The sequence below is a fragment of the Haemophilus sp. oral taxon 851 str. F0397 genome, from assembly GCF_000242295.1.
Classification (GTDB): Bacteria; Pseudomonadota; Gammaproteobacteria; order Enterobacterales; family Pasteurellaceae; genus Haemophilus.
The window spans coordinates 1-24,837 of sequence record NZ_JH591080.1 but is presented as its reverse complement, the minus strand read 5'-3'; the positions used below and the strand labels follow the sequence as shown (position 1 = coordinate 24,837).

General features: G+C 38.3%; 25 protein-coding genes. 10 read left to right on the top strand and 15 right to left on the bottom strand.

Features of this window, described 5'->3' with window-relative positions:
* Nucleotides 1-19: 19 nt before the first annotated feature.
* A complete protein-coding gene (gene mepM / locus HMPREF9096_RS03340; RefSeq protein ID WP_009766698.1) occupies nucleotides 20-1,489 on the bottom strand; it encodes a murein DD-endopeptidase MepM in 1,470 nt (489 codons plus the stop codon).
* A 177-nt stretch (nucleotides 1,490-1,666) separates the two neighbouring features.
* Between mepM and znuC the strand changes: the two genes are divergently transcribed.
* From znuC to tilS, 5 genes are all read left to right on the top strand, one after another.
* A complete protein-coding gene (gene znuC, locus HMPREF9096_RS03345) occupies nucleotides 1,667-2,473 on the top strand; it encodes a zinc ABC transporter ATP-binding protein ZnuC (protein ID WP_009766697.1) in 807 nt (268 codons plus the stop codon).
* Complete coding sequence (znuB, locus tag HMPREF9096_RS03350) at nucleotides 2,473-3,258, top strand: zinc ABC transporter permease subunit ZnuB (RefSeq protein ID WP_009766696.1); 786 nt, start codon at nucleotides 2,473-2,475, stop codon at nucleotides 3,256-3,258. Before znuC ends, znuB begins: the two co-directional genes overlap by 1 nt.
* An 88-nt stretch (nucleotides 3,259-3,346) precedes the next feature.
* Nucleotides 3,347-4,294 (top strand): acetyl-CoA carboxylase carboxyl transferase subunit alpha, encoded by a 948-nt coding sequence (accA, locus tag HMPREF9096_RS03355; RefSeq protein WP_009766695.1) that lies wholly within the window; start codon nucleotides 3,347-3,349, stop codon nucleotides 4,292-4,294.
* A 73-nt stretch (nucleotides 4,295-4,367) separates the two neighbouring features.
* Nucleotides 4,368-5,234: a pyridoxal kinase gene (gene pdxY / locus HMPREF9096_RS03360; protein WP_005630043.1), complete on the top strand. Its 867-nt coding sequence runs from the start codon at nucleotides 4,368-4,370 to the stop codon at nucleotides 5,232-5,234.
* Nucleotides 5,234-6,526, top strand: coding sequence for a tRNA lysidine(34) synthetase TilS (gene tilS / locus HMPREF9096_RS03365; protein WP_009766694.1), 1,293 nt, complete (start codon nucleotides 5,234-5,236; stop codon nucleotides 6,524-6,526). Before pdxY ends, tilS begins: the two co-directional genes overlap by 1 nt.
* Nucleotides 6,527-6,533: 7 nt before the next feature.
* Here the strand turns inward: tilS and mutH are convergent, their stop codons facing one another.
* From mutH to HMPREF9096_RS03380, 3 genes are all read right to left on the bottom strand, one after another.
* Entirely contained in the window at nucleotides 6,534-7,205 is a 672-nt protein-coding gene (gene mutH, locus HMPREF9096_RS03370) for a DNA mismatch repair endonuclease MutH (protein WP_009766693.1), read from the bottom strand.
* Nucleotides 7,202-7,741, bottom strand: a complete 540-nt coding sequence (locus HMPREF9096_RS03375; RefSeq protein WP_009766692.1) for a methylated-DNA--[protein]-cysteine S-methyltransferase — start codon at nucleotides 7,739-7,741, stop codon at nucleotides 7,202-7,204. The genes mutH and HMPREF9096_RS03375 overlap by 4 nt, the downstream gene beginning before the upstream one ends.
* A gap of 74 nt (nucleotides 7,742-7,815) precedes the next feature.
* Nucleotides 7,816-9,195: an outer membrane protein transport protein gene (locus HMPREF9096_RS03380; protein ID WP_032803502.1), complete on the bottom strand. Its 1,380-nt coding sequence runs from the start codon at nucleotides 9,193-9,195 to the stop codon at nucleotides 7,816-7,818.
* Nucleotides 9,196-9,402: 207 nt separating this feature from the next.
* Between HMPREF9096_RS03380 and HMPREF9096_RS03385 the strand changes: the two genes are divergently transcribed.
* Together HMPREF9096_RS03385 and purM are read left to right on the top strand one after the other, a co-directional pair.
* Nucleotides 9,403-9,690 carry a YfcZ/YiiS family protein gene (locus HMPREF9096_RS03385; RefSeq protein WP_009766690.1) on the top strand — a complete coding sequence of 96 codons (288 nt, stop codon included), beginning with the start codon at nucleotides 9,403-9,405 and terminating at the stop codon, nucleotides 9,688-9,690.
* A gap of 139 nt (nucleotides 9,691-9,829) precedes the next feature.
* Entirely contained in the window at nucleotides 9,830-10,867 is a 1,038-nt protein-coding gene (gene purM / locus HMPREF9096_RS03390) for a phosphoribosylformylglycinamidine cyclo-ligase (protein WP_009766689.1), read from the top strand.
* A 91-nt stretch (nucleotides 10,868-10,958) separates the two neighbouring features.
* Here purM and cpdA read toward each other — a convergent pair whose 3' ends face one another.
* The 5 genes from cpdA to HMPREF9096_RS03415 all read right to left on the bottom strand — a co-directional run bounded on the left by cpdA (nucleotide 10,959) and on the right by HMPREF9096_RS03415 (nucleotide 15,467).
* The gene (cpdA, locus tag HMPREF9096_RS03395; RefSeq protein ID WP_009766688.1) at nucleotides 10,959-11,783 is read right to left on the bottom strand and encodes a 3',5'-cyclic-AMP phosphodiesterase; all 825 of its coding nucleotides are present in this window, start codon (nucleotides 11,781-11,783) and stop codon (nucleotides 10,959-10,961) included.
* 9 nt (nucleotides 11,784-11,792) lie between these two features.
* Nucleotides 11,793-12,425, bottom strand: a complete 633-nt coding sequence (gene nudF, locus HMPREF9096_RS03400; RefSeq protein ID WP_032803501.1) for an ADP-ribose diphosphatase — start codon at nucleotides 12,423-12,425, stop codon at nucleotides 11,793-11,795.
* Nucleotides 12,426-12,620: 195 nt separating this feature from the next.
* Nucleotides 12,621-13,940, bottom strand: coding sequence for an exodeoxyribonuclease VII large subunit (xseA, locus tag HMPREF9096_RS03405; protein ID WP_009766686.1), 1,320 nt, complete (start codon nucleotides 13,938-13,940; stop codon nucleotides 12,621-12,623).
* 1 nt (nucleotide 13,941) lies between these two features.
* Nucleotides 13,942-15,156, bottom strand: coding sequence for a cupin domain-containing protein (locus HMPREF9096_RS03410; protein ID WP_009766685.1), 1,215 nt, complete (start codon nucleotides 15,154-15,156; stop codon nucleotides 13,942-13,944).
* A 2-nt stretch (nucleotides 15,157-15,158) separates the two neighbouring features.
* Nucleotides 15,159-15,467 (bottom strand): RnfH family protein, encoded by a 309-nt coding sequence (locus HMPREF9096_RS03415; RefSeq protein ID WP_009766684.1) that lies wholly within the window; start codon nucleotides 15,465-15,467, stop codon nucleotides 15,159-15,161.
* Between the two features lie 88 nt (nucleotides 15,468-15,555).
* Between HMPREF9096_RS03415 and HMPREF9096_RS03420 the strand changes: the two genes are divergently transcribed.
* The gene (locus HMPREF9096_RS03420; RefSeq protein ID WP_009766683.1) at nucleotides 15,556-15,972 is read left to right on the top strand and encodes an EamA family transporter; all 417 of its coding nucleotides are present in this window, start codon (nucleotides 15,556-15,558) and stop codon (nucleotides 15,970-15,972) included.
* A gap of 450 nt (nucleotides 15,973-16,422) precedes the next feature.
* Here the strand turns inward: HMPREF9096_RS03420 and HMPREF9096_RS09520 are convergent, their stop codons facing one another.
* Nucleotides 16,423-16,626, bottom strand: a complete 204-nt coding sequence (locus HMPREF9096_RS09520) for a hypothetical protein (RefSeq protein ID WP_367379034.1) — start codon at nucleotides 16,624-16,626, stop codon at nucleotides 16,423-16,425.
* 151 nt (nucleotides 16,627-16,777) lie between these two features.
* Here HMPREF9096_RS09520 and pth point away from each other — a divergent pair, with 151 nt between their 5' ends.
* A complete protein-coding gene (gene pth / locus HMPREF9096_RS03425) occupies nucleotides 16,778-17,362 on the top strand; it encodes an aminoacyl-tRNA hydrolase (protein WP_009766681.1) in 585 nt (194 codons plus the stop codon).
* A 48-nt stretch (nucleotides 17,363-17,410) separates the two neighbouring features.
* Nucleotides 17,411-18,502, top strand: coding sequence for a redox-regulated ATPase YchF (gene ychF / locus HMPREF9096_RS03430; protein WP_009766680.1), 1,092 nt, complete (start codon nucleotides 17,411-17,413; stop codon nucleotides 18,500-18,502).
* A 43-nt stretch (nucleotides 18,503-18,545) separates the two neighbouring features.
* Here the strand turns inward: ychF and rnd are convergent, their stop codons facing one another.
* From rnd to HMPREF9096_RS03455, 5 genes are read right to left on the bottom strand one after another with little or no spacing between them, the layout of a single operon-like run.
* The gene (gene rnd, locus HMPREF9096_RS03435; RefSeq protein ID WP_009766679.1) at nucleotides 18,546-19,694 is read right to left on the bottom strand and encodes a ribonuclease D; all 1,149 of its coding nucleotides are present in this window, start codon (nucleotides 19,692-19,694) and stop codon (nucleotides 18,546-18,548) included.
* A gap of 55 nt (nucleotides 19,695-19,749) precedes the next feature.
* Nucleotides 19,750-21,438 carry a long-chain-fatty-acid--CoA ligase FadD gene (fadD, locus tag HMPREF9096_RS03440; RefSeq protein WP_009766678.1) on the bottom strand — a complete coding sequence of 563 codons (1,689 nt, stop codon included), beginning with the start codon at nucleotides 21,436-21,438 and terminating at the stop codon, nucleotides 19,750-19,752.
* 42 nt (nucleotides 21,439-21,480) lie between these two features.
* Nucleotides 21,481-22,032 (bottom strand): Slp family lipoprotein, encoded by a 552-nt coding sequence (locus tag HMPREF9096_RS03445; protein ID WP_009766677.1) that lies wholly within the window; start codon nucleotides 22,030-22,032, stop codon nucleotides 21,481-21,483.
* Between the two features lie 24 nt (nucleotides 22,033-22,056).
* A complete protein-coding gene (tsaB, locus tag HMPREF9096_RS03450) occupies nucleotides 22,057-22,767 on the bottom strand; it encodes a tRNA (adenosine(37)-N6)-threonylcarbamoyltransferase complex dimerization subunit type 1 TsaB (protein ID WP_009766676.1) in 711 nt (236 codons plus the stop codon).
* Nucleotides 22,768-22,779: 12 nt separating this feature from the next.
* Nucleotides 22,780-24,702 carry an ATP-dependent DNA helicase gene (locus tag HMPREF9096_RS03455; protein WP_009766675.1) on the bottom strand — a complete coding sequence of 641 codons (1,923 nt, stop codon included), beginning with the start codon at nucleotides 24,700-24,702 and terminating at the stop codon, nucleotides 22,780-22,782.
* Nucleotides 24,703-24,837: the final 135 nt, after the last annotated feature.

Below are 24,837 nucleotides of genomic sequence, written 5' to 3'. Positions count from 1 at the left end.
TTGACCGCACTTTATATGACTATAATTTTAACATTCGCTCTGCTTCACGTGCGCGAACAAGGAATTGTTTCCGTTCGGCAGTTCCCATTCCACTACTTGTGCCAGGCAATTTAACCGTCAATGGATTGACCGCCCGTCCATTAATATGGAATTCATAGTGTAAATGTGGCCCTGTTGAAATTCCGGTATTACCGGAAAGCGCAATTCGCTCGCCTTTTTTAACTGTTTGCCCTGCTTTTACTAAGGATTTGCTCAAATGCATATAAACAGTCTCGTACTCACGACCATGACGCATAATAATATAACGTCCAGCACCTCCAGCCTGATATGCCACTTTTTCAACTACTCCATCTGCTGGTGCGATAATCGATGTACCTTGAGAAACAGAGAAATCCACACCTTTATGCGGTCGTACACGCCCAGTTACTGGATGACGACGATTTGGATTAAATGGTGAAGAAACGCGTGCTTGTCGTTGCAATGGATAACGAGCAAAACCTTTACCTAAGGTTTCCCCTTGTTGGCTGTAGTAACGACCATTGGCAGCCTGAACGGCATAATAACTCTTACCTTCAGACGAAATATGTAACGCCTCAACATTACCTTGACCAGTGAGTTTCTCGCCTAAATACTCACGAGAAACTAAAATTGCAAATTTAGTCCCCTTTTTCAACCTCTGAATGCTCACTTGCCATTGAAGTGCGGTGGTTAATTGGTTGATTTGACGATTATCCAATCCCTGAGCTTTTAAACTAGTTGCAAACGTTCCGTTAATTTCACCTTTTAATACTTCTTTTCGCCAAACACTTGTTTTTTCAACAACTTGACGTTTAAACTTACCACCTTCAACACGTTCATAAATGCGTTCTTCTTTTTCAGATACAAGCCAATTTAAATATTCTAGTTCATCATTTTTATCTAAAATCCAATAGAACTGTTGACCCGCTTTCAAATTTGCCAATTCCCCGTCCACAGCAATTAAACGCTGTGCGGTATCATCTTCCAAACCAGAAAGTTCCAATACGTCTTTTAGGCTATCGCCACGCGTCACAGTATGGCTAAATTGATCGGTAATACGAATTGCTTGATCGGCAGCATCTAATAAGCCACTTAATGCATCTTGTGCATTTTGCGGCAAATTATCCAGTTCATCTGTTGAAGGCTTCACTTCATCAACTTCATCATCTTTAGCCTGTAATTCATCATCATAAGATGTTGCATTTTCATCATTAAGATGCTCAGTTGCCTGATGCTCAACTGAAGTGTGTGCTGTTTTTTCTTCTTGTTTATTTGAGATATTTAATGATTGATATTCAACATTATCTACCACCGCTGGAATAACTTGTTCCGGTGAATCATGATGTTCTGAATTATCTTTTAGGGTAAGTAAAATCCCTGAGAAAATCAGTAAAATAGCAATAAAAAACACTCCCTCTTTAATACGAGAGCGTTTTTTTCTTCTATCTCTAGCTAATTTTACGTGTTGCACAAGGATTCCTAAAATAAAAAAGTTTTCAGCATTCAGACTACATATTATAAAGAAAATTCATTTCTACAGGAAAAGCATTATTCAAACGCTTAAATATTCGACATTGGGTAGAAAATCTTGAGAATTCTATAAAAATGCGTTATTTTCCCCAACCATTGTTGAAAACACGGCGATTTTATGAATATCACATCCATTCGCAACGAGCAAAACCCACAACCGCTCATTCAATTAAAAAATATCAATGTGGTTTTCGCACAAAAAACTGCACTACAAAATATTAATTTAAATATTTATCCGAATTCTATTATCACTATTGTTGGGCCAAATGGTGGTGGTAAATCAACGTTATTAAAAACCTTATTAAAACTACAAACGCCTACTTCTGGAGAAGTCATTTACAGTAAAAATGTTCGCATTGGCTATGTTCCACAAAAAATCCATTTGGATCATAGTTTGCCTATTACGGTTGAGCGATTCCTTTCGCTAAAAAAAGGCCTTAAAACACAAGAAATATCCACCGCACTTGAGCAACTTTCAATTTCACATTTACGCAAAAGTAATATGCAAAAACTTTCTGGCGGTGAAATGCAACGCGTATTATTGGCGCGTGCAATTTTAAATAAACCAAATTTACTTGTGCTAGACGAACCAACTCAAGGCGTAGACATTACTGGGCAAGCAGAGCTTTATCAACTCATTCATCAAACCCAACAAAAATTAAATTGTGCCGTGTTGATGGTATCACACGATTTACATATTGTGATGGCGGATAGTAAAGAAGTATTGTGTATTAACCAACATATTTGCTGTGCAGGTACACCCGATGTTCTCTCAAATGATCCAACATTTATGCGTTTATGGGGAAATCAACTCGCACAAAATGTTGGATTTTATACCCATCATCATAATCATCACCACACCTTACACGGTGATGTATGCGGTTGTAATTCATCAGCAGTGCATTGTCAAAATAAGGATAAATAATGTTTGAAATTTTATTTCCTGCCCTTTTAACAGGCATTTTGCTCTCACTTATTACCGCACCACTTGGCGTATTTGTAGTGTGGCGGAAAATGGCTTATTTTGGCGACACTCTTTCTCATTCTGCGTTGCTAGGCGTCGCGTTAGGTATTTTCTTACAAATCAATCCTTACATTGCGATTGTTGTGCTCACCTTAATTCTTGCTATCGCAATGGTGTGGTTAGAAAGTAACACGCAATTTTCTATTGATACCTTGCTCGGCATTATCGCCCATAGCTGTTTATCTCTCGGGGTGGTGACAGTAGGATTACTACAAAATGTACGAGTAGATTTGATGAGTTACTTATTTGGGGATTTGCTCGCAATTAATTATACCGATTTAATTTATATTAGTATTGGCGTGATAATTGTGCTTTCAACATTAATTTACTTTTGGCAATCCTTACTTTCCACCACCGTATCGCCAGAACTCGCGCAAGTTGAAGGCATTAATATCAAAAAAATGCGTTTTATTTTGATGATATTAACAGCGTTAACTATTGCCTTGAGCATGAAATTTGTCGGTGCATTAATAATCACATCGTTATTAATAATCCCTGCGGCAACCGCTCGTCGTTTTGCGAGAACGCCAGAATCTATGGTGGGCTGGGCAATTGTAGTCAGTATGTTATCGATTATAGCTGGGCTAATATTATCAGCCTTTTATGATACCGCAGCTGGACCTTCCGTTGTCATTTGTTCAGCGTTTTTATTTGTCTTATCACTCTTCAAAAAAGAGCGATTATAAGCTTGCCCAACCAGTGAAAACCATTTGCGCCACAGTTTAATTCTTGATAAAGTGCGGTCAATTTTTACGGTCTTTTTAGGATAAGAAAATGAGCCAAGAATATTTAGATTTTGAATTGCCGATTGCTGAATTAGAAGCAAAAATTGAAGCATTACGCGCAGCATCGGATGATAAAGTTGATTTAACTGATGAAATCAAACGCTTACAAAAGAAAAGTAACGAACTCACTAAAAAAACCTTTGCTAACCTCGATGCTTGGCAAGTTTCACGTATGGCGCGTCATCCAAACCGCCCTTATACATTAGATTATATCGAACATATTTTTACTGAATTTGAAGAACTTGCAGGCGATCGCGCCTTTGCTAATGATAAAGCGATCGTTGGTGGTCTTGCACGTTTAGATGGTCGCCCAGTGATGGTGATTGGTCATCAAAAAGGTCGTTCCGTAAAAGAAAAAGTACAACGCAATTTTGGTATGCCGGCACCTGAAGGCTATCGTAAAGCTTTACGTTTAATGGAAATGGCTGAACGTTTTAAATTGCCAATTATCACATTTATTGATACCCCGGGAGCTTATCCGGGTATCGGCGCTGAAGAACGTGGTCAAGCGGAAGCTATCGCTCGCAACTTACGCGAAATGGCACAGCTTACCGTTCCAGTTATTTGTACTGTTATCGGTGAAGGCGGTTCGGGTGGTGCATTAGCTATTGGCGTGGGCGATAAAATTAATATGTTACAGTATTCGACCTATTCTGTTATTTCTCCAGAAGGCTGTGCTTCTATTCTTTGGAAAAGCGCAGAAAAAGCATCAACAGCAGCAGAAGTAATGGGTTTAACCGCAAGCCGTTTGAAAGAATTAAATCTCATCGATAGCATTGTGCAAGAACCTTTAGGCGGCGCACATCGCAATTATGCGAAAATTTCAGAAAACTTAAAACTTCGTTTAAAAGAAGATTTAGCAGAGCTCGATGGACTAAGCAAAGAAGAATTATTAAATAGACGTTATGAACGTTTAATGTCTTACGGTTATTGCTAACTGACATTCTAAAAGAGCGGTGATTTTTGCCGCTCTTTTTTGATCTAAATATAACAACAAAGGAGCAAACACAATGAAAAACGTACTTTCAATCCAATCCCACGTGGTCTATGGTTTTGCGGGTAACAAATCCGCGACTTTTCCAATGCAGTTGTTAGGTGTAGATGTGTGGGCATTAAATACCGTTCAATTTTCCAATCACACGCAATACGGAAAATGGACGGGCATGGTAATCCCACAAGAACAAATCCGAGAAATTGTAACCGGACTCGATAACATTGAAAAACTACAAGAATGTGACGCCTTACTATCAGGTTACTTAGGATCTGCAGAACAAGTCGATCAAATTCTTTTTGCCTTAGAACAAATCAAACTGCGTAATCCAAATGCGCTTTATTTATGTGACCCAGTGATGCCACATCCGAAAAAAATCTGCGTAGTTGCCAATGGTGTTCGCGAAGCACTCATTGAAAAAGCGATTCCAGTGGCAGACATTATGACTCCAAACTTACATGAATTGCGTCAGCTCACCGAATTCCCAATTAATACCTTTGATGATGTGTTAAAAGCGGTGAATGCGTTAATTGCAAAAGGCGTGAAGAAAGTCCTCGTTAAACATTTAGGTAGTGCGGGTAAAATCAACGATCCTGATACATTTGAAATTATTATGGCAACCCCAGAGGGTGTTTGGCATTTAAGCCGTCCGCTTTATCAATTCAACTTTGAACCAGTGGGTGTGGGCGATTTAATTGCGGGTACATTCTTAGCAAATTTACTCAATGGCAAATCTGATGTTGAAGCTTTTGAAGCTATGAATAATGAAGTAGCGGGCGTAATGAAAACCACCTTTGAACTAGGTTCTTACGAATTACAAACGATTGCCGCACGTTTTGAAATCCTTAATCCAAGCAGCAATTATAAAGCTGAAAAAGTTGCCTAATGGACTTACTTTCAGACATTGAAAAACAACTCAAACAAACCACCGCTCAAGGATTTCTTGTTGCCTTGAGTGGTGGTTTGGATTCTACTGTACTTCTTTCTTTATTTGCAAAACTTTGTCAAAAACAACCGCACTTACCGCCTTTATCAGTACGAGCAATCCACATTCATCACGGATTAAGCCCAAACGCAGAGAGTTGGGCTAAACATTGCCAAAACTTATGCGATCAATTTCAAATTCCGTTGATTATCGAGCGAGTACAAGTAGATAAAACCAATGGCATTGAGGCTGGGGCGCGTGAAGCACGCTATCAAGCCATAAAAAAACATCTTCAAACACAAGAAATGCTGGTTACGGCACATCATCTAAACGATCAAACAGAAACGTTTTTCTTAGCCCTAAAACGTGGTAGTGGACTACAAGGCTTAGGCGCCATGCAACAGCAAAGTGTATTATTCGGAATGCCAATTTTACGCCCTTTGTTAGACTTTACTCGCCCACAGTTAGAGGATTATGCGCAAAAAGAAAAACTTAACTGGATTACAGATGAAAGTAATGAGGATAATCGATACGATCGTAATTTCTTGCGCAATGAAATTTTGCCAGAATTACGTGAACGCTGGGCTCATTTTGATTTAGCCGTACAACGTTCTGCACAACATTGTTTTGAGCAACAACAGTTAATTAATGATTTATTGAGTGAAGCCTTTGCAGAACATTGTCAAATTAAAAGCCAATTTAAACTGTGTCTGTTCCGCCAATATTCACCTGCAAAACAGAGCGCACTTTTGCGTATGTGGCTTGCGGAAAACCAACTGGAAATGCCAAGTAAACGCCAGCTTACACAGCTTGTTAATGATGTCGTTTTTGCAAAAGAAGAGGCAATCCCTCAATTTCAGCTTGTAAATAAAGTCATTCGACGTTATCAGGACTGTTTATATTTAACTAAACGGTTTTCTGATCTAACCAAATGCTGCCTAAAATTAAAACAAAGCACGTTAAGTTTACCTGATGATTTAGGTAATATCACAGTTCAAGAAAATGAACACAATCTGATTTTCTACTGGCAGGATTACTCTGTTACGCTGGAAAAAACGAACTTGCCTATTTCCATTCGCTTTGGCTATTCAGGTAAAGTTAAACATCATCCGAAACGCCCAAGAGAAGATATAAAAAGAATCTGGCAAGAATTAAGCGTACCACCTTGGGAACGAAATCGGATCCCTTTAATTTTTTATGGCAACAAGCTAAAAAGTGCGGTCGGTTTTTTCCGTGTTTTTGACGTGTCTTAAAATCAAGTTAAAGCGGCTTTACATCTAAAAATGCTTTCAAAATTTGAGCGGTGAATTCTTTTCTTAGATAAAAACCTAAAGGCAAGGTATCTATAATTTCGCCATTTTTTCCTATCCCTTTTGTCACAGATCGACTATTTGCACCCTTAGGGCGAAGTTGCATAACTTCGCCAATTCTAGCGGTAATTTGATCCAATTTGCCAAGTACAATTAAATCCATCAATTCTTCCCAATCTTGTTTTAATTGACGTTCTTGCTCAGCGGTTGGCTTCCATAAAATTGGCGCGCCGATATGGCGTTCACGTAATGGAATATGACGGCTGCCTTCAATAGGCATCCAAAGTACACAAGAAAGTTTATGACGAACGTGGGAATTTTCCCATTTAACCCCTGAATTTTGTACCAATGGGGCAAGGCTCACAAAAGTGGTTTCAAGAGGATAACCCTCAGCATTAATCGGTAACGTTTTAAGCTCAACACCTAAATGAGAAAAATCCTGTTCAGCTTTACTCCCTGCCGTTGCGCCTAAAGCGCGCTCTAATAACATCCCCACCCAGCCTTTATCACGTTTTAAATCTGGAGGGATAGGAATATGCAGTTCATCAGCTAACTCCCCAAAAGTTAAGCCTGCAATAGATTGCGCTTGGGAAAGTAATTGTTCAAGAGTTTGTGGAATCATTCGTGATATTTCTTAAAAAAGCGAGGCTTCGTGTTTTCAGTGCCTTTATCAATATAAGGAATTTTTTCTAACTGTAATAAAAAACGTTTTGCCTCTAAGCCACCACCAAAACCAGTTAAAGTACGATCTTTACCTAAAATGCGGTGACAAGGAATAATAATGCTAATCGGATTACTCCCTACCGCTCCACCCACTGCACGAACAGCTTTAGGATTATTAATACGTAACGCCAGCTCGCCATAACTTGAAAGTTCTCCATAAGCAATTTCGCGCAAGGCTTGCCAAATGGCTTGTTGAAACACAGTTCCTTCAGGTTTTAAGGGAATGTCAGAAAAACGCTCAACTTCCCCATTAAAATATCGTTCAAAAGCCAACCGCACTTTTTGAAAAACTGGCAATTCATCTTGCTTGAGCCATTTTGGATTGGGCGCATATTGCTCTTTTTCAAAATCAATATGTGTAATGCTTTCACCATCAGATAAAATCAAAAGTCGCCCGACGGGTGAAGGATAATAAGTGTAATAAAGTGCGGTCATTTTTCGCCTTGTTTTATAAAAGAAAAGCACACTTCGTGTGGAAGTGTGCTTTATTATCCTTGATTTTTTCTAAATTAGAAACGGTAGTTAATATTTAAACCGTAAAGATTCGCTTTAGAAGTCACTTTAAATTGACCAGATAAGCCTTCTTTAAAGCTATTTTTCTTACCACGTAAATGTGAATATCCGAAATCAGCCGATAAGTTTGGTGTAAAGCGATAAGTTGCACCTAAACTATACCACATACGATCTGTATCTGGAATTGAAATAGATGGATGATTTACGCTTGCACTCTTATCGTATGCAACGCCTGCTCTCAATGTCAATGCGTCATTTGCATTATAAGAAAAACCTAGAGCATAGCGTGATGCATTACTAAATTTCTCATCCTTATGGAATAAGGTATTACCACTATTACCATATGCTGTTAAGCTTTTTAAGCGTTTCCATTCAGTATATTTATAACTATATTGAACAGCTAATTTATCCGTGATTTTATGGAAACCAGAGAATTCCCAATAAGCTGGTAAATTTAAAGTTAAACTTCCTGGCACATTTTCCCCGCCAGTCGCTTGACTAATCGGTAAAGAAACACCTGAAGCAGCTAAACGCATTAGTAATGCATTATAAGCAACAGGGAATTGATTTGAATATTCACCTTTAAACTTAACATTTACAGCAGAATGATATGCTAAGCCCCAGCGATGGTTTTCATTTAATTTATAAGTTAACCCTGCATTCCAACCAAGGCTCCATTTATCACCTTTAATTTTTGACACAGATGTATTTGATGGCATATTTGCTAATTGACCCGCAACAGCATTTAAGTGAGCAGCCTGAGCCGCCTGTCCTGCATTAGCTGCTTGAGTCGCTTTAGCCTGTAACTGACGAGCAATCGCTTTACCACCAATGCCTAGATGACGTTCAACCACTGCATCTGAGTGAATCGTATTTAAACCGAAACCCGCACTAAATCCATAACCAAGATCATATGCCCCACTTAAATTAAAGTTTAATGCTGTCAATTCTGTTCTACCGCCATAAACACCAGCAGCATATTGATTGCCATACTCAGATTTCAAGCCATAATTTACGTTTAATCCGCCACCTAATACGAAACGCTCTGTGACAGGAACAACAGCATACATGTTTGGAACGATTGCATTTGGAATCACATTTTTATGATTAGCAGGTACGCCACCAATAGATCCAGCAACATCAACATCTGCATCAACTAAAATACCACCAACAGAAAACTCTGTTTTTTTAAACTCAGTCATTAACGCAGGGTTGGTAGCCACTACAGATGCATTATCTGCTACTGCTGCATTACCCGCATAAGCCATACCAAGACCTGAAGTCGATACTTCCGCCAATTGGAACGCTGCAGCATTTGCCCCACTAGCTGCTAATAACATCGCAGTTGCTAATACAGATTGATTAAATTTTTTCATTTGAAAACCTTTGTTATAAATAAAAATCTGGGCGATTCTAAAACCCGAATCTATTGAGTGCAAATTCATTTCCTTGTTTTTATTAGAGTTCCGACCAGTTAGCGAGAACTTTTTACATTTAATGGGCTATTTTGTTCAATTTTTGTCATTTATGGACAAACAGAAAAATGATAAAATGCGCAAAAATATTCATATAAGGAAAAGAAAATGACCGTAAAATGTAAAGCAGAAGAATCCTTAACTTGTAGCTGTGTTGATGTAGGCACGATTATTGATGGCTCTGACTGTAGCGTAGAAGTACATCAATTTTATAGCACTGAAGCAGATGCCAATACAGCGCTTGAACGATTAATAAAGAAAGCACGCGATACAGAAAGTGATCCTTGCGAAATTAAAAGCGAAATCGTATCAGTTGAAAATGGTGTTCAACTAAATGCCTCTTTCACTTTTAGTTGCCAAGCAGAAGCGATGATCTTTGAACTCGCAAATCGTTAAAAACAATCTGAAACTCGACCGCACTTTTTTCTAAAGTGCGGTCTTTTTTTATCTCAAAATTTAAATCGCAAACGTTTGCTTAAACTGTTAAAATGAAGGGCGATTTATTTTTCAATACTTATCGACATAGGAAAACACTGTGAGCAAACAATCATTAAGCTATAAAGATGCTGGAGTTGACATTAATGCTGGCAATGCATTGGTTGAACGAATTAAACCTGAAGTGAAACGTACCACTCGTGCGGAAGTGATCGGAGGATTAGGTGGATTTGGCGCCTTATGTGCAATACCAAGCAAATATAAAGAGCCTGTTTTAGTATCTGGCACCGATGGCGTCGGCACGAAATTACGCTTAGCCATTGATTTAAAAAAACACGACACTATTGGCATTGATTTAGTCGCTATGTGTGTCAATGATTTAGTCGTTCAAGGTGCTGAACCACTGTTTTTCTTAGATTATTATGCAACAGGAAAACTAGATGTTGATGTAGCTGCTGACGTTGTAAAAGGGATTGCTGATGGTTGTGTGCAATCGGGTTGTGCATTAGTGGGTGGCGAAACAGCAGAAATGCCAGGCATGTATCATGTTGGCGATTATGATTTAGCCGGATTCTGTGTAGGCGTTGTAGAGAAATCTGAAATTATTGATGGTAGCCGTGTAAAAAATGGCGATGCGTTAATTGCATTGGGTTCCAGTGGACCACATTCAAACGGTTATTCTTTAGTTCGTAAAGTGATTGATGTCGCGGGCGTTAATCCTGCAACAGAACTACTTGATAATAAACCATTAAGCGAACATGTACTTGCACCAACAAAAATCTATGTTAAATCCGTGTTAGCTCTTATTAAACAAGCCGATGTGCATGCGATTGCGCATTTAACAGGCGGCGGTTTCTGGGAAAACATTCCACGCGTATTGCCTAAAAACACCAAAGCAATAATTGATGAAAAAAGCTGGAAATGGCCTTCCGTGTTTAATTGGTTACAAGAAAAAGGCAATATCGATACATATGAAATGTACCGAACCTTCAATTGTGGTGTAGGCATGGTAATTGCACTTCCTCAGGAGCAAGTGGACACTGCATTAGCGATCTTAAAACAAGCGGGTGAGAATGCATGGTTAATCGGGCATATTGAACATGCTGAAGACGATGCAGAACAAGTTGTGATTGCGTAATAAAATCATAAAAAAATGGTACACATTTACTGATGCGTACCATTTCTAACTGGAAAAAAATGTGGTGAATGTTCACCGCACTTTAGTTTCATTAATACCCTTCTTCTTGCATATTCGGCAAAAATTCCGCTTGCTGAATGCGCTTTACTTCGGTACGAATTGAACCATCTGAATGTAGCTCAATTTCACGCCAACCAGGCTGTAACGTATCAAGGGAAAAATACTGGCAATCAGGTTTAAATTGAATACAAGTTGCTGGCGTTGCCATCACTTGATAACCATTCCATTCACTATTTACTTCTTGATGAATATGCCCATACAAAATAGCCTTCACATTGGTAAAAGGCGCAAGCACTTCTGCCAATTCGTGAGAATTACGAAGGTTATGTTGATCAAGCCATGCGGAATTAGTTGGTAATAAATGGTGATGCAATACAACCAACGTATAACGTTCAGGATTTTTTTCTAAGGTTTCTTTTAATAAATCGAGTTGATGCTGGCTTAGCTGCCCATGCGGCACACCATAAACTTGGCTATCCAACAATAAGACTTGCCAATGCTCGCCTAGTAGAAGATGTTTTGCCCCATCCATTGGCGACTGATTTAAGAATTCCGCCATTTTAGGCTGAAAATCGTGATTTCCAGGAATCCAAAACACAGGTTTATTGAAAGGTTTCATCATTTCTACAAAACGAGTGTAACCTTCATCACTACTATCCTGCACAAGATCGCCTGTAGCAAGAATCACATCAAATTCGTTATTTTCTTGCTGAATTTCCTTTAATACTTGAGCAAAACTTGCTTGTGTATTTACCCCCAATAATTCCGCACTTTCATCTTTAAATAAATGGGGATCCGTAATTTGTAATAACTTAATAACAGGCTTTTCCGCCTGATAAACAAACGTATTTTTCATTAATGCCCTCTAACTACACTTCCAACTCTGTTGTAACCGAGCATAATTTAATTGAAGCCACTGCAGCCCGATCACTGCAATGCCATTATCAATTTTCCCCTCGCACATCCATTGATACGCCTGTTCACGTTTTACTACGTGTACTCGAATGTCTTCATTTTCTTCAGCCAAACCGTGAATACCTTTTGCTTGTGAACTATCAACCTCACCGGCAAATAAATGAATTCGCTCCACTGTTCCACCTGGGCTATCCCACACACTTAAGCAATGAGTTAAATTTTTTACTTGAATCCCAGCTTCTTCTTCACTCTCACGCAAAGCAACCTCTTCTGGCTTTTCACCTTTTTCCACCATCCCCGCAATTAGTTCGAGTAACCAAGGCGAACGATGAGCTTCAGGATGATAAGCCGCGCCAATACGAACTTGTTCAACTAAAATCACCGAATCTTCTTTTGGATCATAAGCGATGACAGCAGAGGCCGCACCTTTAATAAGTAATTCACGCGTTACCACACCGCTTTCGCCACCGGCAAAAAGCTTATGTTTAAATTGAATTCGTTTGAGTGTGAAAAAACCTTCATACAAAGTTTGTTCACCCAATATTTCTATATCTTGTTGGCTAAAGTGTTGAATTTCTGACATCTTTTTCTCCAAAACTGCGCGCGAAATCATACGCTTAAAAGACTACAAAAAAAATAGAAGGTTTCCACTTTTTGTTGAAAGTTTGAAGTGAGTCACAAAAAAATAAAATGCCATGATTATTTATTCAACAACCACAGCATTCTTTTTTAGAAGTAAGTGAAACAGTATTTCACTCCATTTTATGAAATAGGCATCCTACAAAACTTTACTCACAATTTTTCCATCAGCTACTTGAGTTGTAATTAATTCCCTTTGCTTTACATCTTTCACGCTAACAATGGCTTTACCTTGCTGGTTCTCTGCAATGGAATAACCTCTTGCCAATACCTTCAACGGGCTTAAGCCATCCAATTTTCCACATAACGTTGCCAATTTATTTTGACGTTCCGTCACTTGGCGATTTACACAAAAATTTAACCGCACTTGCAACTGCTCTAAGCATTGTTGGTTACGTTGCACTCGATATGGCAATGGATTTTGTTTCAAACGAGAAGAAAGTGCGGTGAATTTTTGTTGTGTATTTTCAAACTGACGCAACATAGCAAGTTGCAAACGATGCGTAAGCTGTTCATTTTTCGCTTGTTGAGCGCGTAACTGATTCTGCGGATGCTGATTTTGCAATCGTAAGATTAGCTGTTTCAAACGCTGGCTTTTCCGCGTAAATAAACGATCAAATGCCATATCTAAACGTTGCTGTTGATGGCGAAGTTGTTGCAATAATTCATCTTGATTACGACTAACTAACTCAGCCGCAGCGGAAGGGGTCGGAGCACGAAGATCAGCAACAAAATCAGTAATCGTCACATCTGTTTCATGCCCCACCGCACTGATAATGGGTAAGGTTGAACGAAAAATCGCACGAGCCACTTCTTCTTCATTAAAACACCAAAGATCTTCTAATGAACCACCACCACGCCCCACAATTAATACATCCACCTCTTGTCGTGCATTGGCAAGTTCAATCATTTGCACAATTTCTGCGGTCGCCTCTTTGCCTTGAACCGCAGTGGGATAAATGACGACTTTTAAGCTTGGATCACGACGTGCCAAAATATGCAAAATATCTTGCAATGCTGCACCTGTAGAAGACGTAATAATCCCAACCGCTTTACTAAAGTGCGGTAGATTTTTCTTAAGATTTTGAGCAAACAATCCTTCCGCAGCCAACTTCATTTTTAATGCTTCAAATTGCTGTTGTAATAAACCTTCACCAGCTGGATGCATGGAATCAATAATAAGCTGATAATCACCACGAGGCTCATATAAACTCACATTGGCACGCACAAGCACTTGCATCCCATTTTGCGGACGAAAAGCTACACGCAAATTTTTCATGCGAAACATCGCACAACGCACCTGTGCATTTTCATCTTTCAGCGTTAAATACCAATGCCCAGACACGGGTTGCGTAAAATTGGAAATTTCACCTGTTAACCAAATTTGAGAAAAATTCCCTTCGAGCATCTGGCGCGCAGCAGAATTCAGTTGAGAGACGGAATAAATATTGTCTGACATATTATTCAATTAACGCCCAACCATCATCAACCCAGTTACAAATGGAATCCAACAGTAAATCCATTGAGGTTTCAGGATCTTCGGTTTCATTCACTAAATTAGATAGAAATGCCCAATCCAAACTTTCACCATCAGATAAGCGTTTCAACACTTCGGTCTCAATCACATTAAGCTCATCTAACCACTCGCCATTAGCATAAATTCGCAGCGGATTTTCGGTGTAAAGCAATTTACAATTGTTGTCTTGAGAAAGGAATGCCCCCTCATCTTCTAAAATTGATCGAACTTCATCAGGAGCGCACATTTCATCAGAGACTAATAACTCGTAACGACGAGAACTCACCGCACTTGCTACGGCTTGCTTAAACAATGCATCAAAAGCTTCTGAATGAGCCAATTTATCTAATAAAAGCTGCTTCATTGCTTGAATATTTTCATCCGCAAGTTTACCTGTACGTTGTTCTGATTGGCTTAAACGTAGCGGTAAATCAAATTCACTTAAATTTAAATCAGGATCTTGATGACAAAAACCTTTACTTATCCCATCAATCAAATTGCTTAAATTTGGATAACGCAAGCCAAAAGAAAAGGTTAAACAATCATCTTCAGCCACACCATAATGCGCCATACGAGCTGGAATATAGAGAATATCGCCCGGATTCATTACTTCATCAATCACCAATTCGCCCATATCATCAAAAATTCGGATTGGTTGATTAGGTTTAAATTCGGTACTTGGATCACACCATTTACCTAATTGCCAACGACGATGGCCATATCCTTGCACCAAGAATACATCATACTCATCATAATGCTTACCAACAGAGCCACCTTTCGGCGCGTAAGACACCATAATGTCGTCACGTTGCCACTGAGGAATAAAGCCAAATTTGTTCCAAAGCTGTCCTAATTCAGGCGACCATTGCTCTAAATTTTGAACTAACACCGACCATTTTTCTGGCAGTTTTTGAAAATCCTTGTCGCTCAAAGGGCTAAAAAAAACTTTCCAATCATCATCAGAAAATGTCTTCACTAAACGAGCGGTAACATCTTCATTTTGCGCGAGCTCAATAATATCTTGTGGCTCAAACTGCCCAACGATTTCAGGTAAACCGTTACGAATCACAAGTGGCTTTTTCTGCCAATAATCACGTAGAAAAATTTCTGGTGTGATATGTTCAGGTAAACAAAAATCAACAGATGAAAGTGCGGTCATTTTTAAGCTCCTTTTTCTTTGTCTTTGGCTGCAGCTTGCTCTGCTGCACGTTTACGGCGAATTTCTTTCGGATCAGCAAGTAATGGACGATAAATTTCAATACGATCGCCCTCTTTTAATACATCAGTCAATTTTATTGGACGACTGAAAATCCCAATTTTATTTGTGCTCAAATCAATCTCTGGAAATTGGCTTAAAATCCCTGATTGCATAATCGCAGTTTGCACGGTGATTCCCTCATCAACTTGAAAAGATTTCAAATAATAACGTTCCGGAAAAGCATAAGCGATTTCAATGTTAATCTGGCTCATCTTTATTTCTTCATCAAAAAATTTTGGGCTATTATAACGGATATAGCGAAAAAGTGCGGTCAGTTTTAACGATAAATAAGGAAACAAAATGAATTGGGTATTCTTTGCCGTTGGCTCGGCATTTTTTGCAGGCTTAACGGCGATTTTAGGCAAACTTGGTGTGGACGGGATGAATAGCAATCTCGCTACTTTTATTCGCACCATCGTAATTTTACTGATCACCGCCGGTATTATTTCCGCCCGCAACGAATGGCAACTACCACAACATATCGCCGCCAAACCTTTCGCTTTTTTAGTTTTATCAGGCATCGCCACTGGGCTTTCTTGGCTTTGTTACTATCGAGCCATCCAACTTGCCCCAGCATCTTGGGTCGCCCCAATTGATAAATTAAGCGTGGTCATTGCGATTATTTTAGGCGTGGTTATCTTAGACGAGCCGTTGAGCTTGAAATTAGTCGCAGGCAGTATTTTGATTTTATCGGGTGTATTAGTTTTAGCGTTATAATACTTGTATTACATTAAGTACATTTTAAATATTTTAAGGATATATTATGACGCTTACAATAAGATAATCTAACGAACTTCATCATCGTCTTGATCATCTTCATTACAAATCGGCTGAGCAAAATCCTATTATGTAAAGCAGCACTTGAAGCTTATATGGAGGATTTGGAAGATATGGCAAATGCCGTTATTGAACGTGTTCGATCCGGAAAGGAAAAAATGTATTCACTTGAGGATGTAGAACGTGAACTCGGTTTGGACAATTCTTTTCGGTGAAACAGCTAAAAACCAATTAAGTGATGATTACTACAGAATTAGAGTTGGGATATTACTTAAAAATTTATTATTAGTAGATTAGTTTAAGTAGGCGTGTAAACATTATTCTTTACACACTAATGTATTAAAAGAAACCTATAGTATTCTTTATAGGTTTGTTCTTAGAATTTTTATTTCAAAACTTCTCTTTTACTTTCTGATATTCTTTTAGTTCATCTAAGGCTAATGAAGGTGATGTATTAGAAGTCGTTTCAATTAAAATAGACTGAGATATTTTACTATTATTTTTTAGAGCCTTTCTTGAAGCTTCATCACAGAGAAATTTTATATCACCTGAAACAAAATTTTCCGTTAAATTAGCTAGTTCATTATAATTAATAGAGTCATCAATAGATCGTGATTTTAAATAAAGCTCGAACTATTCTAGAGCAAAAAGAAAAGTAAATGCTTTATTAGAATAACTGATGTAGATTGAGACTTTAAGGCTTTTTCGCTACAATACGCACCATTTTTTACATCATCAAATAAAAATGTCAGAAATAAAACTCATTGTTGGTTTAGGCAATCCTGGCGATAAATATACCGATACACGCCACAATGCGGGCGAATGGCTTATTGAACGCTTGGCGCGCCATTTTAACGTTTCACTAAATCCAGAAAGTAAATTCTTCGGAAAAACTGCCCGCACTTTAGTGAATGGAAAAGAAGTACGCCTTTTAGTACCGACAACTTTTATGAATTTAAGCGGTAAAGCGGTTGGGGCATTGGCAAGTTTTTACCGTATTAAACCTGAAGAAATTTTAGTGATTCATGATGAATTAGATTTACCACCAGGCACTGCGAAACTCAAACAAGGCGGCGGGCACGGTGGACATAATGGATTAAAAGATATTGTGGCTCAACTAGGCAATAACAATAATTTCTATCGTTTACGTATTGGCATTGGTCATCCGGGCCATCGTGATTTAGTAGCAGGTTATGTCTTAAATAAACCCTCACTGGCAGATCGCGATGCACTTGAAAAAGTGCTAGATGAAGCGACTGATTGTGTAGAAATGGTTTTCAAAGATGGAATGGTCAAAGCGACCAACCGTTTAAACAGTTTTAAAATTTAAAAGTGCGGTTAGTTTTACAACCGTTTTACTCAAAATAAGGGAAAAATTATGGGATTCAAATGTGGTATTGTGGGATTGCCAAATGTCGGCAAATCTACTCTTTTTAACGCGCTCACTAAAGCTGGTATTGAAGCCGCAAACTATCCATTCTGTACTATCGAGCCAAATACTGGTGTCGTACCAATGCCAGATCCGCGTTTAGATGCATTGGCAGAAATCGTTAAGCCTGAACGCGTATTACCGACCACGATGGAATTCGTGGACATCGCAGGCTTAGTTGCGGGAGCAAGTAAAGGTGAAGGCTTAGGTAACAAATTCCTCGCTAATATTCGTGAAACCGATGCGATCGGTCACGTCGTTCGTTGCTTTGAAAATGACGATATCGTGCACGTTGCTGGGAAAATTGACCCACAAGATGACATTGATACCATCAATACCGAATTAGCCTTAGCAGACTTAGACAGCTGCGAACGCGCGATCCAACGTTTGCAAAAACGTGCCAAAGGTGACGACAAAGAGGCTAAATTTGAACTTTCCGTTATGGAAAAAATTCTTCCTGTACTTGAAAATGCGGGGATGATTCGTTCTGTAGGGTTAGATAAAGAAGAATTGCAAGCAATCAAGAGTTACAACTTCTTAACTTTAAAACCAACAATGTATATCGCCAACGTGAATGAAGATGGCTTTGAAAATAACCCATATTTAGATCGCGTTCGTGAAATTGCAGCAAAAGAAGGGGCGGTAGTTGTTCCTGTATGTGCGGCAATTGAATCTGAAATTGCGGAACTTGATGATGAAGAAAAAGTCGAATTTTTACAAGATTTAGGCATTGAAGAACCAGGATTGAACCGAGTAATTCGTGCGGGTTACGCACTTTTAAATCTTCAAACTTATTTCACTGCTGGCGTAAAAGAAGTACGAGCTTGGACAGTTTCAGTCGGCGCAACCGCACCAAAAGCAGCAGCAGTAATCCACACCGACTTTGAAAAAGGCTTTATCCGAGCAGAAGTTATCGCTTATGAAGACTTTATCCAATTCAACGGTGAAAACGGTGCAAAAGAAGCAGGTAAATGGCGTTTAGAAGGCAAAGATTACATCGTACAAGATGGCGATGTAATGCACTTCCGATTTAATGTATAAAAATACACAAAAAATAACCGCACTTTTAAAGTGCGGTTATTTGTTATGTTGACTTAATGAGATCAACTAACTTTTCACCAATAGGTTTGCGCCATCCAATCAGCAACTCTGGTAGTTTATCTTGAGAACAATCATATTTCCAAACCCATTTAATCAATTCTTCCAAAGTGCGTTTACTTGCAACAATTTCAGGGGTTAAACCTTCTGGTGTTAAGCTATTCACTTTTTCTTGCAACAATCGAATTGTTTTTTTATAACGAGGATCTTCAGAAATACGTTCAATAGGTTTTGGATAGTCATTAGAAGAAACACGTCTTGCTTGAGCAAGTAATTGCAAAATCTTCTTACCACGTACACGCACTTCATTTTCACTTAATCCCATTTCCAACATTTCAGATGTATTACGTGGATTATTCTTTGCCACTTTCCAAAGATTATCTGATTTCACAATATAAGAAAGTGCTAAATCACGTTCTATTCCGACGTTTTGTCGCCACTGCGCCAAAATTCTTAAACGAGACAATTCTAATGGATTTAATTTCCAAGCATTTGGAATGTCTAAATAAGCTTTTTCTGAATCTCGTACTTGTAATTTATGCGTTTTAGCAAGAGCCAATTCACAATCATCGATTACGGCTTGTTCCCAGGGTGTTTTCGCTAACTCTTTTTCAAGAATATGATAAAGTGGCAACAAATACCAAACATCACCTGCGGCATACTGAAGTTGAATATCAGAAAGAGGACGTTTAATCCAATTGGTACGAGTTGCGCCTTTATCGATTTCTATATTTAAGTATTGTTGTGCTAATTTTGCCAAGCCTGCTGATGTGCCAAGCCCAAGAAATCGCGCCATAATTTGTGTATCAATTATTGGACGTGGAAGCTGATCAAATTCTTGTAAGAAAACCAATAAATCCTCACTACAAGAATGTAAGATTTTTAATACCTTAGGATTGGCTAATAGTGCAACAAAAGGCGAAAAATCCGTAATCGCTAAAGGATCAATTAAAGAAACGCGTTCGCCATCATAAAGTTGGATTAATCCCAACTTAGGAAAATAAGTGGAAACACGCATAAATTCTGTATCTAGGGCAACCGCACTTTTCATCTGAGCCAAATTACAAATTTCCAATAGCACAGTATTATCCGTAATGACTGTAAAGTGCGGTAGATTTTGACATTCTTTTATCATAGTGATTTTTTATTTAAAAAGAACAAAAATGGGATATTGCTATCCCATTTTGACATTAATGTTTTGAACGTTTTGCGATCTCTTCATCGCGTAAAACCCGACGTAAAATCTTACCTACATTGGTTTTTGGTAGTTCGTCTCGGAACTCAATTTCTTTTGGCACTTTGTATCCTGTGAGATATTGGCGACAGTGGTTTCGAAGTTCATCTCGGGTTAAAGTATCATCTTTTTTCACTACAAATACTTTAATCGTTTCACCAGAAACTTCATGAGGAACACCAATTGCCACAGCCTCAGCCACTTTGTAATTCAGCATAACGACATCTTCAATTTCATTTGGATAGACATTAAAGCCAGAAACCAAAATCATATCTTTTTTACGATCTACAATGCGTAAGCTATATGATTCATCCATAATGACAATATCGCCAGTTGCCATCCAACCATCTTTTAAAACTTCGCTAGTTGCTTCTGGTCGTTGCCAATAACCTCGCATTACTTGTTCACCTTTCACCCATAATTCACCAGGTTCGCCAATTTTTGCATCTGAACCATCATCTTTAATGATTTTTATATCAGTATTTGGCACCGGCACACCAATAGTGCCATTATGTTTCACAACATTAATCGGACAAGCAGCGATTAATGGCGAACATTCCGTCATTCCATAACCTTCAATGATGTTACAGCCCGTCAATTCATGCCAACGTGTTGCTACAGACTGTTGAATAGCCATACCGCCACCTACAGAAAGTTTTAAAGCTGAAAAATCAACTTCTTTGAAATTTTCATTATTTAACAACGCATTAAATAAGGTGTTTACACCAGTGATCGCTTCAAAACGATATTTTTTCAACTCTTTCACAAATCCCTCAATATCTCTCGGATTGGTGATTAAGATCGCCGTTACACCTAACTCTAAAAATAATAAGCAGTTTACCGTTAAGGCAAATACGTGATAAAGAGGCAAGGCTAAAATAGCTGAACGAGTGCGAGAATGATCGCCGATAAATGGCTCTGCAATCCATTTTGCTTGGAATACATTGGTTATAATATTTCCGTGCGTCAGCATTGCACCTTTCGCTACACCTGTTGTGCCGCCAGTATATTGTAAAAAGGCTAAATCTTCGCGTTCCATCTCAGGACGAACGTATTGTCGATATTTACCAATACTCAATACTTCTCGGAACGTCACTGCGTGCGGTAATTTATATTTTGGCACGAGTTTTTTCACATATTTCACGACAAAATTGACTAAAGTACGTTTACCAAATGAAAGTTGATCACCCATTCGGGTAAGAATAACGTGTTTGACATTGGTATTGAAAACGACTTTTTCCAAGGTAGAAGCAAAATTTGATACTACGACAATCGCTACCGCACCACTATCTTGCAACTGGTGCTCTAATTCTCTCGGTGTGTAAAGAGGATTGACATTTACTGCAATTAAGCCAGCCCGTAAAATACCAAAAAGTGCGATAGGATATTGCAATAAATTTGGCATCATTAATGCCACGCGATCACCACGCTGAAGTTTAAATTCATTTTGCAAATACGCGGCAAATGCTCTACTGCGCTCTTCTAATTTACGAAAAGTAAGTACTTGCCCCATATTAATGTAAGCGGGGCGATCTGGATGTTCGCGCACAGCTTTGTCGAACATATCCAAAATAGATTCATATTTTGAAGTATCCAGAAATTTTTCAGAACCTTCTGGATAATTTTGAAACCAAATTTTTTCCATTTTTTATCCTAATTTGTTGGAAAATCTTTAAGATTTTATCATTTAATTCAAATAATAGCGAATTTCAGGCTGAACATACCAAAGGCGATGTCTCCATCTAAAAACTCCCCAATCATCATCTTCATCCCAATCATCTGTTGGATAATCATAAGTAGTACTGAGTGTCCAAATACGGTATTTATCAGGTTGAATAACTGGATAAGTATAATCAGCTTGTTCTATCTTACCTTTTTCTGTTCCAACTAATTGCCCACCTACAGTAATATAACGCTCTTTTAAATTTTCAGGGTCCACAAAGCCGTTGAAATACACGATAAAGCGGCCATCTGATTGAAATTCAACAAATGGTTTACCTGAAATTGATGATACAGGTAAACTTAACACTTCAATTTTTGTTCGATTTGGTAAAACAGTCGCCTGAACAATTTTCCCTCCAAGTCGAACAGTTTTACAATGACAGGTTAAATCTTGAGGTGAAATATCTCGATAGGAATTAATAGAGAATCGCTCTTCTTCTAACCCTTTCGGCGGTGCCATACAGCCTGTCAATCCCAAGCAAAGTGCGGTAAAAAATAAGGTGATTTTTCCTTTCATTTTCTATCCTCCTGTTATTTAAACTTATTCACGTCCTGGTAATTTTTTCCAAGTAACCTCGTTTCGCAAATAAATCGGTTCAATCTCTAAAGCTGAAATTGTACGTTTTTGCAAGTATTCTACTCTTGCGAGCTCTAGCATATATAATGCATTAGGCAACGCTATATCTGAGCTTGTTAGATTTTTTTCAGTAAATTGAGAATACGCTGCCCAACCAGTCCCGACTCTAAATGCATTATCATCTCGAAGCTGTTTAATTGCTTGTTCTGGGGAACAAACTTGTTCAGTTATGATTTCTCGCCATTGAAAAAATTCTCCGACATCAGACCGCACTTTTTCTCTCACTAATTGAGAAAAATAAACTTCGTTCATTCTCGCATCAATCGCTGCAACGACATTTTCTGCTTGATGTAATTCAAATGCCGCCTGTGCCATTGCGGTTAGATTTGAAATAGGAATGACAGGCAAATCCGCACCAAACGCTAAACCTTGTGCAATCCCCGCACCAACACGAACGCCAGTAAAACTACCAGGCCCACGCCCAAAAGCAAGGGCATCAACTTCGTTTAAACGTAAACCAGAATTTGCCAAAATTTCATCAATCATGGGTAAAATTCGTTTGGTGTGAGTGCGTTGAGCAAGTTCATTAATATGTGTTTTCTCACCACGATACAATAAAGCGACAGAACAAGCTTCAGTTGAAGTATCTAGCGCCAATAAAGTTAAATTTTGCATTATTATTCTCGTTTATTTATTTTGTAAGAATTGTATCACTTTGTTGAGATCACGGGTACGACTTGAGTTAGGTAAACTTTTCAAAAATGTTTCACCATAATTGCGCATTACTAATCGATTATCACAAATAATCACAACACCACGATCTGTAACATCACGAATTAAACGTCCTACGCCTTGTTTCAACGTAATCACCGCTTCAGGAATTTGAATGTCATTGAATGGATCGCCACCTTGTAAACGGCAATCCTCAATACGGGCTTTCAACAAAGGCTCATCTGGTGCAGTAAAAGGAAGCTTATCGATAATGACTAAAGAAAGTGCATCGCCTCGCACATCTATACCTTCCCAAAAGCTAGAGGTTGCCACCAAAACACTATGCGTTTCTTTTATAAATTGCTCGAGTAATTTTCCTTTTGAGGTTTCGCCTTGTAATAGAATAGAAAGGTTACTTTTTTCACGGAAGTATTCTGCTAAACCGCGCATCATTGAATAAGAGGTACAAAGAACAAAGCAACGCCCCTTATTTGCTTCGATCACAGGCAATAACATTTCTCCTAGTGAGATTAATGTATTCGTCTGATTCGTATTCGGCAAATATCGAGGCACACAAAGCAAAGATTGTTCAGAATAATTAAAGGGACTTGGTAAAATTTTTTGTGTAGCATCTTGAATGCCTAAACGTTGACAGAAATGATTAAAAGTTCCCCCCACTTCTAATGTCGCGGATGTGAATATCCAAGCTGCTTCTTTAGATTCGAGCTGAGCACCAAATTTATCTGCTACTGTCAATGGCGTAATATGTAAACCAAACTGGCGACCATTTCCTTCATACCAATAACAATAACCCACAATATTTGTTTCAGATAAACGCTTAAGCTGAATTTTAATGGATTCAACACGCTCAAAAATACTATCTAAAGTTTGGGAACGACCAAGCCCTAATTTAATTACCTCAGCTAAAAAATCTATTTTCTCCTGTAATAATTCAAAGGATTTTTTCACCGCACTTTGCGTGTAAAGTTCACGCCAATTTCCTCGGACATTACTCCCATTACCCAATAATAAACGAAAATCTTGTACAACTTTCAGTAAAGTATCCGATGTTGTGCCAAGCTGCTGCATATCCTTGAGTTCTGTGCGATAGACAATATTAATATCCTTACACAAATCAAAAAGCTGGCGTGATGTTAAAGATTGACCAAAATATTGACTCGCAATATCTGGTAACTGATGAGCTTCATCAAAAATAATCACCTCTGCATTCGGAATGAGTTCGCCAAAACCACTTTCTTTCACAGCCATATCTGCAAAAAATAAGTGATGATTAACTACAACCAAATCAGCATTTAATGCTTTTTTACGCGCACTTGCTACATAACATTCTGAATAATTAGGGCAATCAGTACCTAAACAGCTTTCTGCTGTACTCGTCAGTTGTGGAATAATTGGGCTATCTTCTGCAAGCTCAATACATTCTGTAAAATCACCTGTCTTAGTACTATTATTCCATTTACGTACTTTGCTTAGTTCAACTAAAACAGACTTATCTCCAAGCACACCTTGAGCAATCACTTGATCTAAACGCTCTAAACAAAGATAGTTTGCCCGACCTTTTAGCAAAGCAATTTTTCCCGTGAAATTAAGGGCTTTTTTAATAGCAGGAAGATCTCGATTAAAAAGCTGATCTTGAAGATTTTTAGATCCTGTAGAAATAATTGTTTTTTTACCAAATACTAGAGCAGGAGCCAGATATGCAAAGGTCTTTCCTGTACCCGTTCCAGCTTCAATAACAAGGGAAGATTTATTTTGAATTGACTCGCCAACAGAATGCGCCATTTCAATCTGCTCAGTTCGAGGTCTAAAACCTTTGATACTCTGACTTAATTCGCCATTAACAGAGAAAATATTAGAAATCCGATCTTGATAATTCATTAAATTAGAAAAACATAAATTTTTGTTAGTTTAACAAACTTATAAAAAATCGTATATGAAGATAGCAGTTTTATTAAAACTAAAATTAGGCTCTTATTTCATTAAATAAAGAGTAAATTACAAAAACAAAACCCC

Bases quoted from the DNA above. Each gene is read 5' to 3' on its own strand.
- znuC (WP_009766697.1), top strand. From the start codon at position 1,667: ATGAATATCACATCCATTCGCAACGAGCAAAACCCACAACCGCTCATT.
- znuB (WP_009766696.1), top strand. From the start codon at position 2,473: ATGTTTGAAATTTTATTTCCTGCCCTTTTAACAGGCATTTTGCTCTCA.
- accA (WP_009766695.1), top strand. From the start codon at position 3,347: ATGAGCCAAGAATATTTAGATTTTGAATTGCCGATTGCTGAATTAGAA.
- pdxY (WP_005630043.1), top strand. From the start codon at position 4,368: ATGAAAAACGTACTTTCAATCCAATCCCACGTGGTCTATGGTTTTGCG.
- tilS (WP_009766694.1), top strand. From the start codon at position 5,234: ATGGACTTACTTTCAGACATTGAAAAACAACTCAAACAAACCACCGCT.
- mutH (WP_009766693.1), bottom strand. From the start codon at position 7,205: ATGATTCCACAAACTCTTGAACAATTACTTTCCCAAGCGCAATCTATT.
- HMPREF9096_RS03375 (WP_009766692.1), bottom strand. From the start codon at position 7,741: ATGACCGCACTTTATTACACTTATTATCCTTCACCCGTCGGGCGACTT.
- HMPREF9096_RS03380 (WP_032803502.1), bottom strand. From the start codon at position 9,195: ATGAAAAAATTTAATCAATCTGTATTAGCAACTGCGATGTTATTAGCA.
- HMPREF9096_RS03385 (WP_009766690.1), top strand. From the start codon at position 9,403: ATGACCGTAAAATGTAAAGCAGAAGAATCCTTAACTTGTAGCTGTGTT.
- cpdA (WP_009766688.1), bottom strand. From the start codon at position 11,783: ATGAAAAATACGTTTGTTTATCAGGCGGAAAAGCCTGTTATTAAGTTA.
- nudF (WP_032803501.1), bottom strand. From the start codon at position 12,425: ATGTCAGAAATTCAACACTTTAGCCAACAAGATATAGAAATATTGGGT.
- xseA (WP_009766686.1), bottom strand. From the start codon at position 13,940: ATGTCAGACAATATTTATTCCGTCTCTCAACTGAATTCTGCTGCGCGC.
- HMPREF9096_RS03410 (WP_009766685.1), bottom strand. From the start codon at position 15,156: ATGACCGCACTTTCATCTGTTGATTTTTGTTTACCTGAACATATCACA.
- HMPREF9096_RS03415 (WP_009766684.1), bottom strand. From the start codon at position 15,467: ATGAGCCAGATTAACATTGAAATCGCTTATGCTTTTCCGGAACGTTAT.
- HMPREF9096_RS03420 (WP_009766683.1), top strand. From the start codon at position 15,556: ATGAATTGGGTATTCTTTGCCGTTGGCTCGGCATTTTTTGCAGGCTTA.
- pth (WP_009766681.1), top strand. From the start codon at position 16,778: ATGTCAGAAATAAAACTCATTGTTGGTTTAGGCAATCCTGGCGATAAA.
- ychF (WP_009766680.1), top strand. From the start codon at position 17,411: ATGGGATTCAAATGTGGTATTGTGGGATTGCCAAATGTCGGCAAATCT.
- rnd (WP_009766679.1), bottom strand. From the start codon at position 19,694: ATGATAAAAGAATGTCAAAATCTACCGCACTTTACAGTCATTACGGAT.
- fadD (WP_009766678.1), bottom strand. From the start codon at position 21,438: ATGGAAAAAATTTGGTTTCAAAATTATCCAGAAGGTTCTGAAAAATTT.
- HMPREF9096_RS03445 (WP_009766677.1), bottom strand. From the start codon at position 22,032: ATGAAAGGAAAAATCACCTTATTTTTTACCGCACTTTGCTTGGGATTG.
- tsaB (WP_009766676.1), bottom strand. From the start codon at position 22,767: ATGCAAAATTTAACTTTATTGGCGCTAGATACTTCAACTGAAGCTTGT.
- HMPREF9096_RS03455 (WP_009766675.1), bottom strand. From the start codon at position 24,702: ATGAATTATCAAGATCGGATTTCTAATATTTTCTCTGTTAATGGCGAA.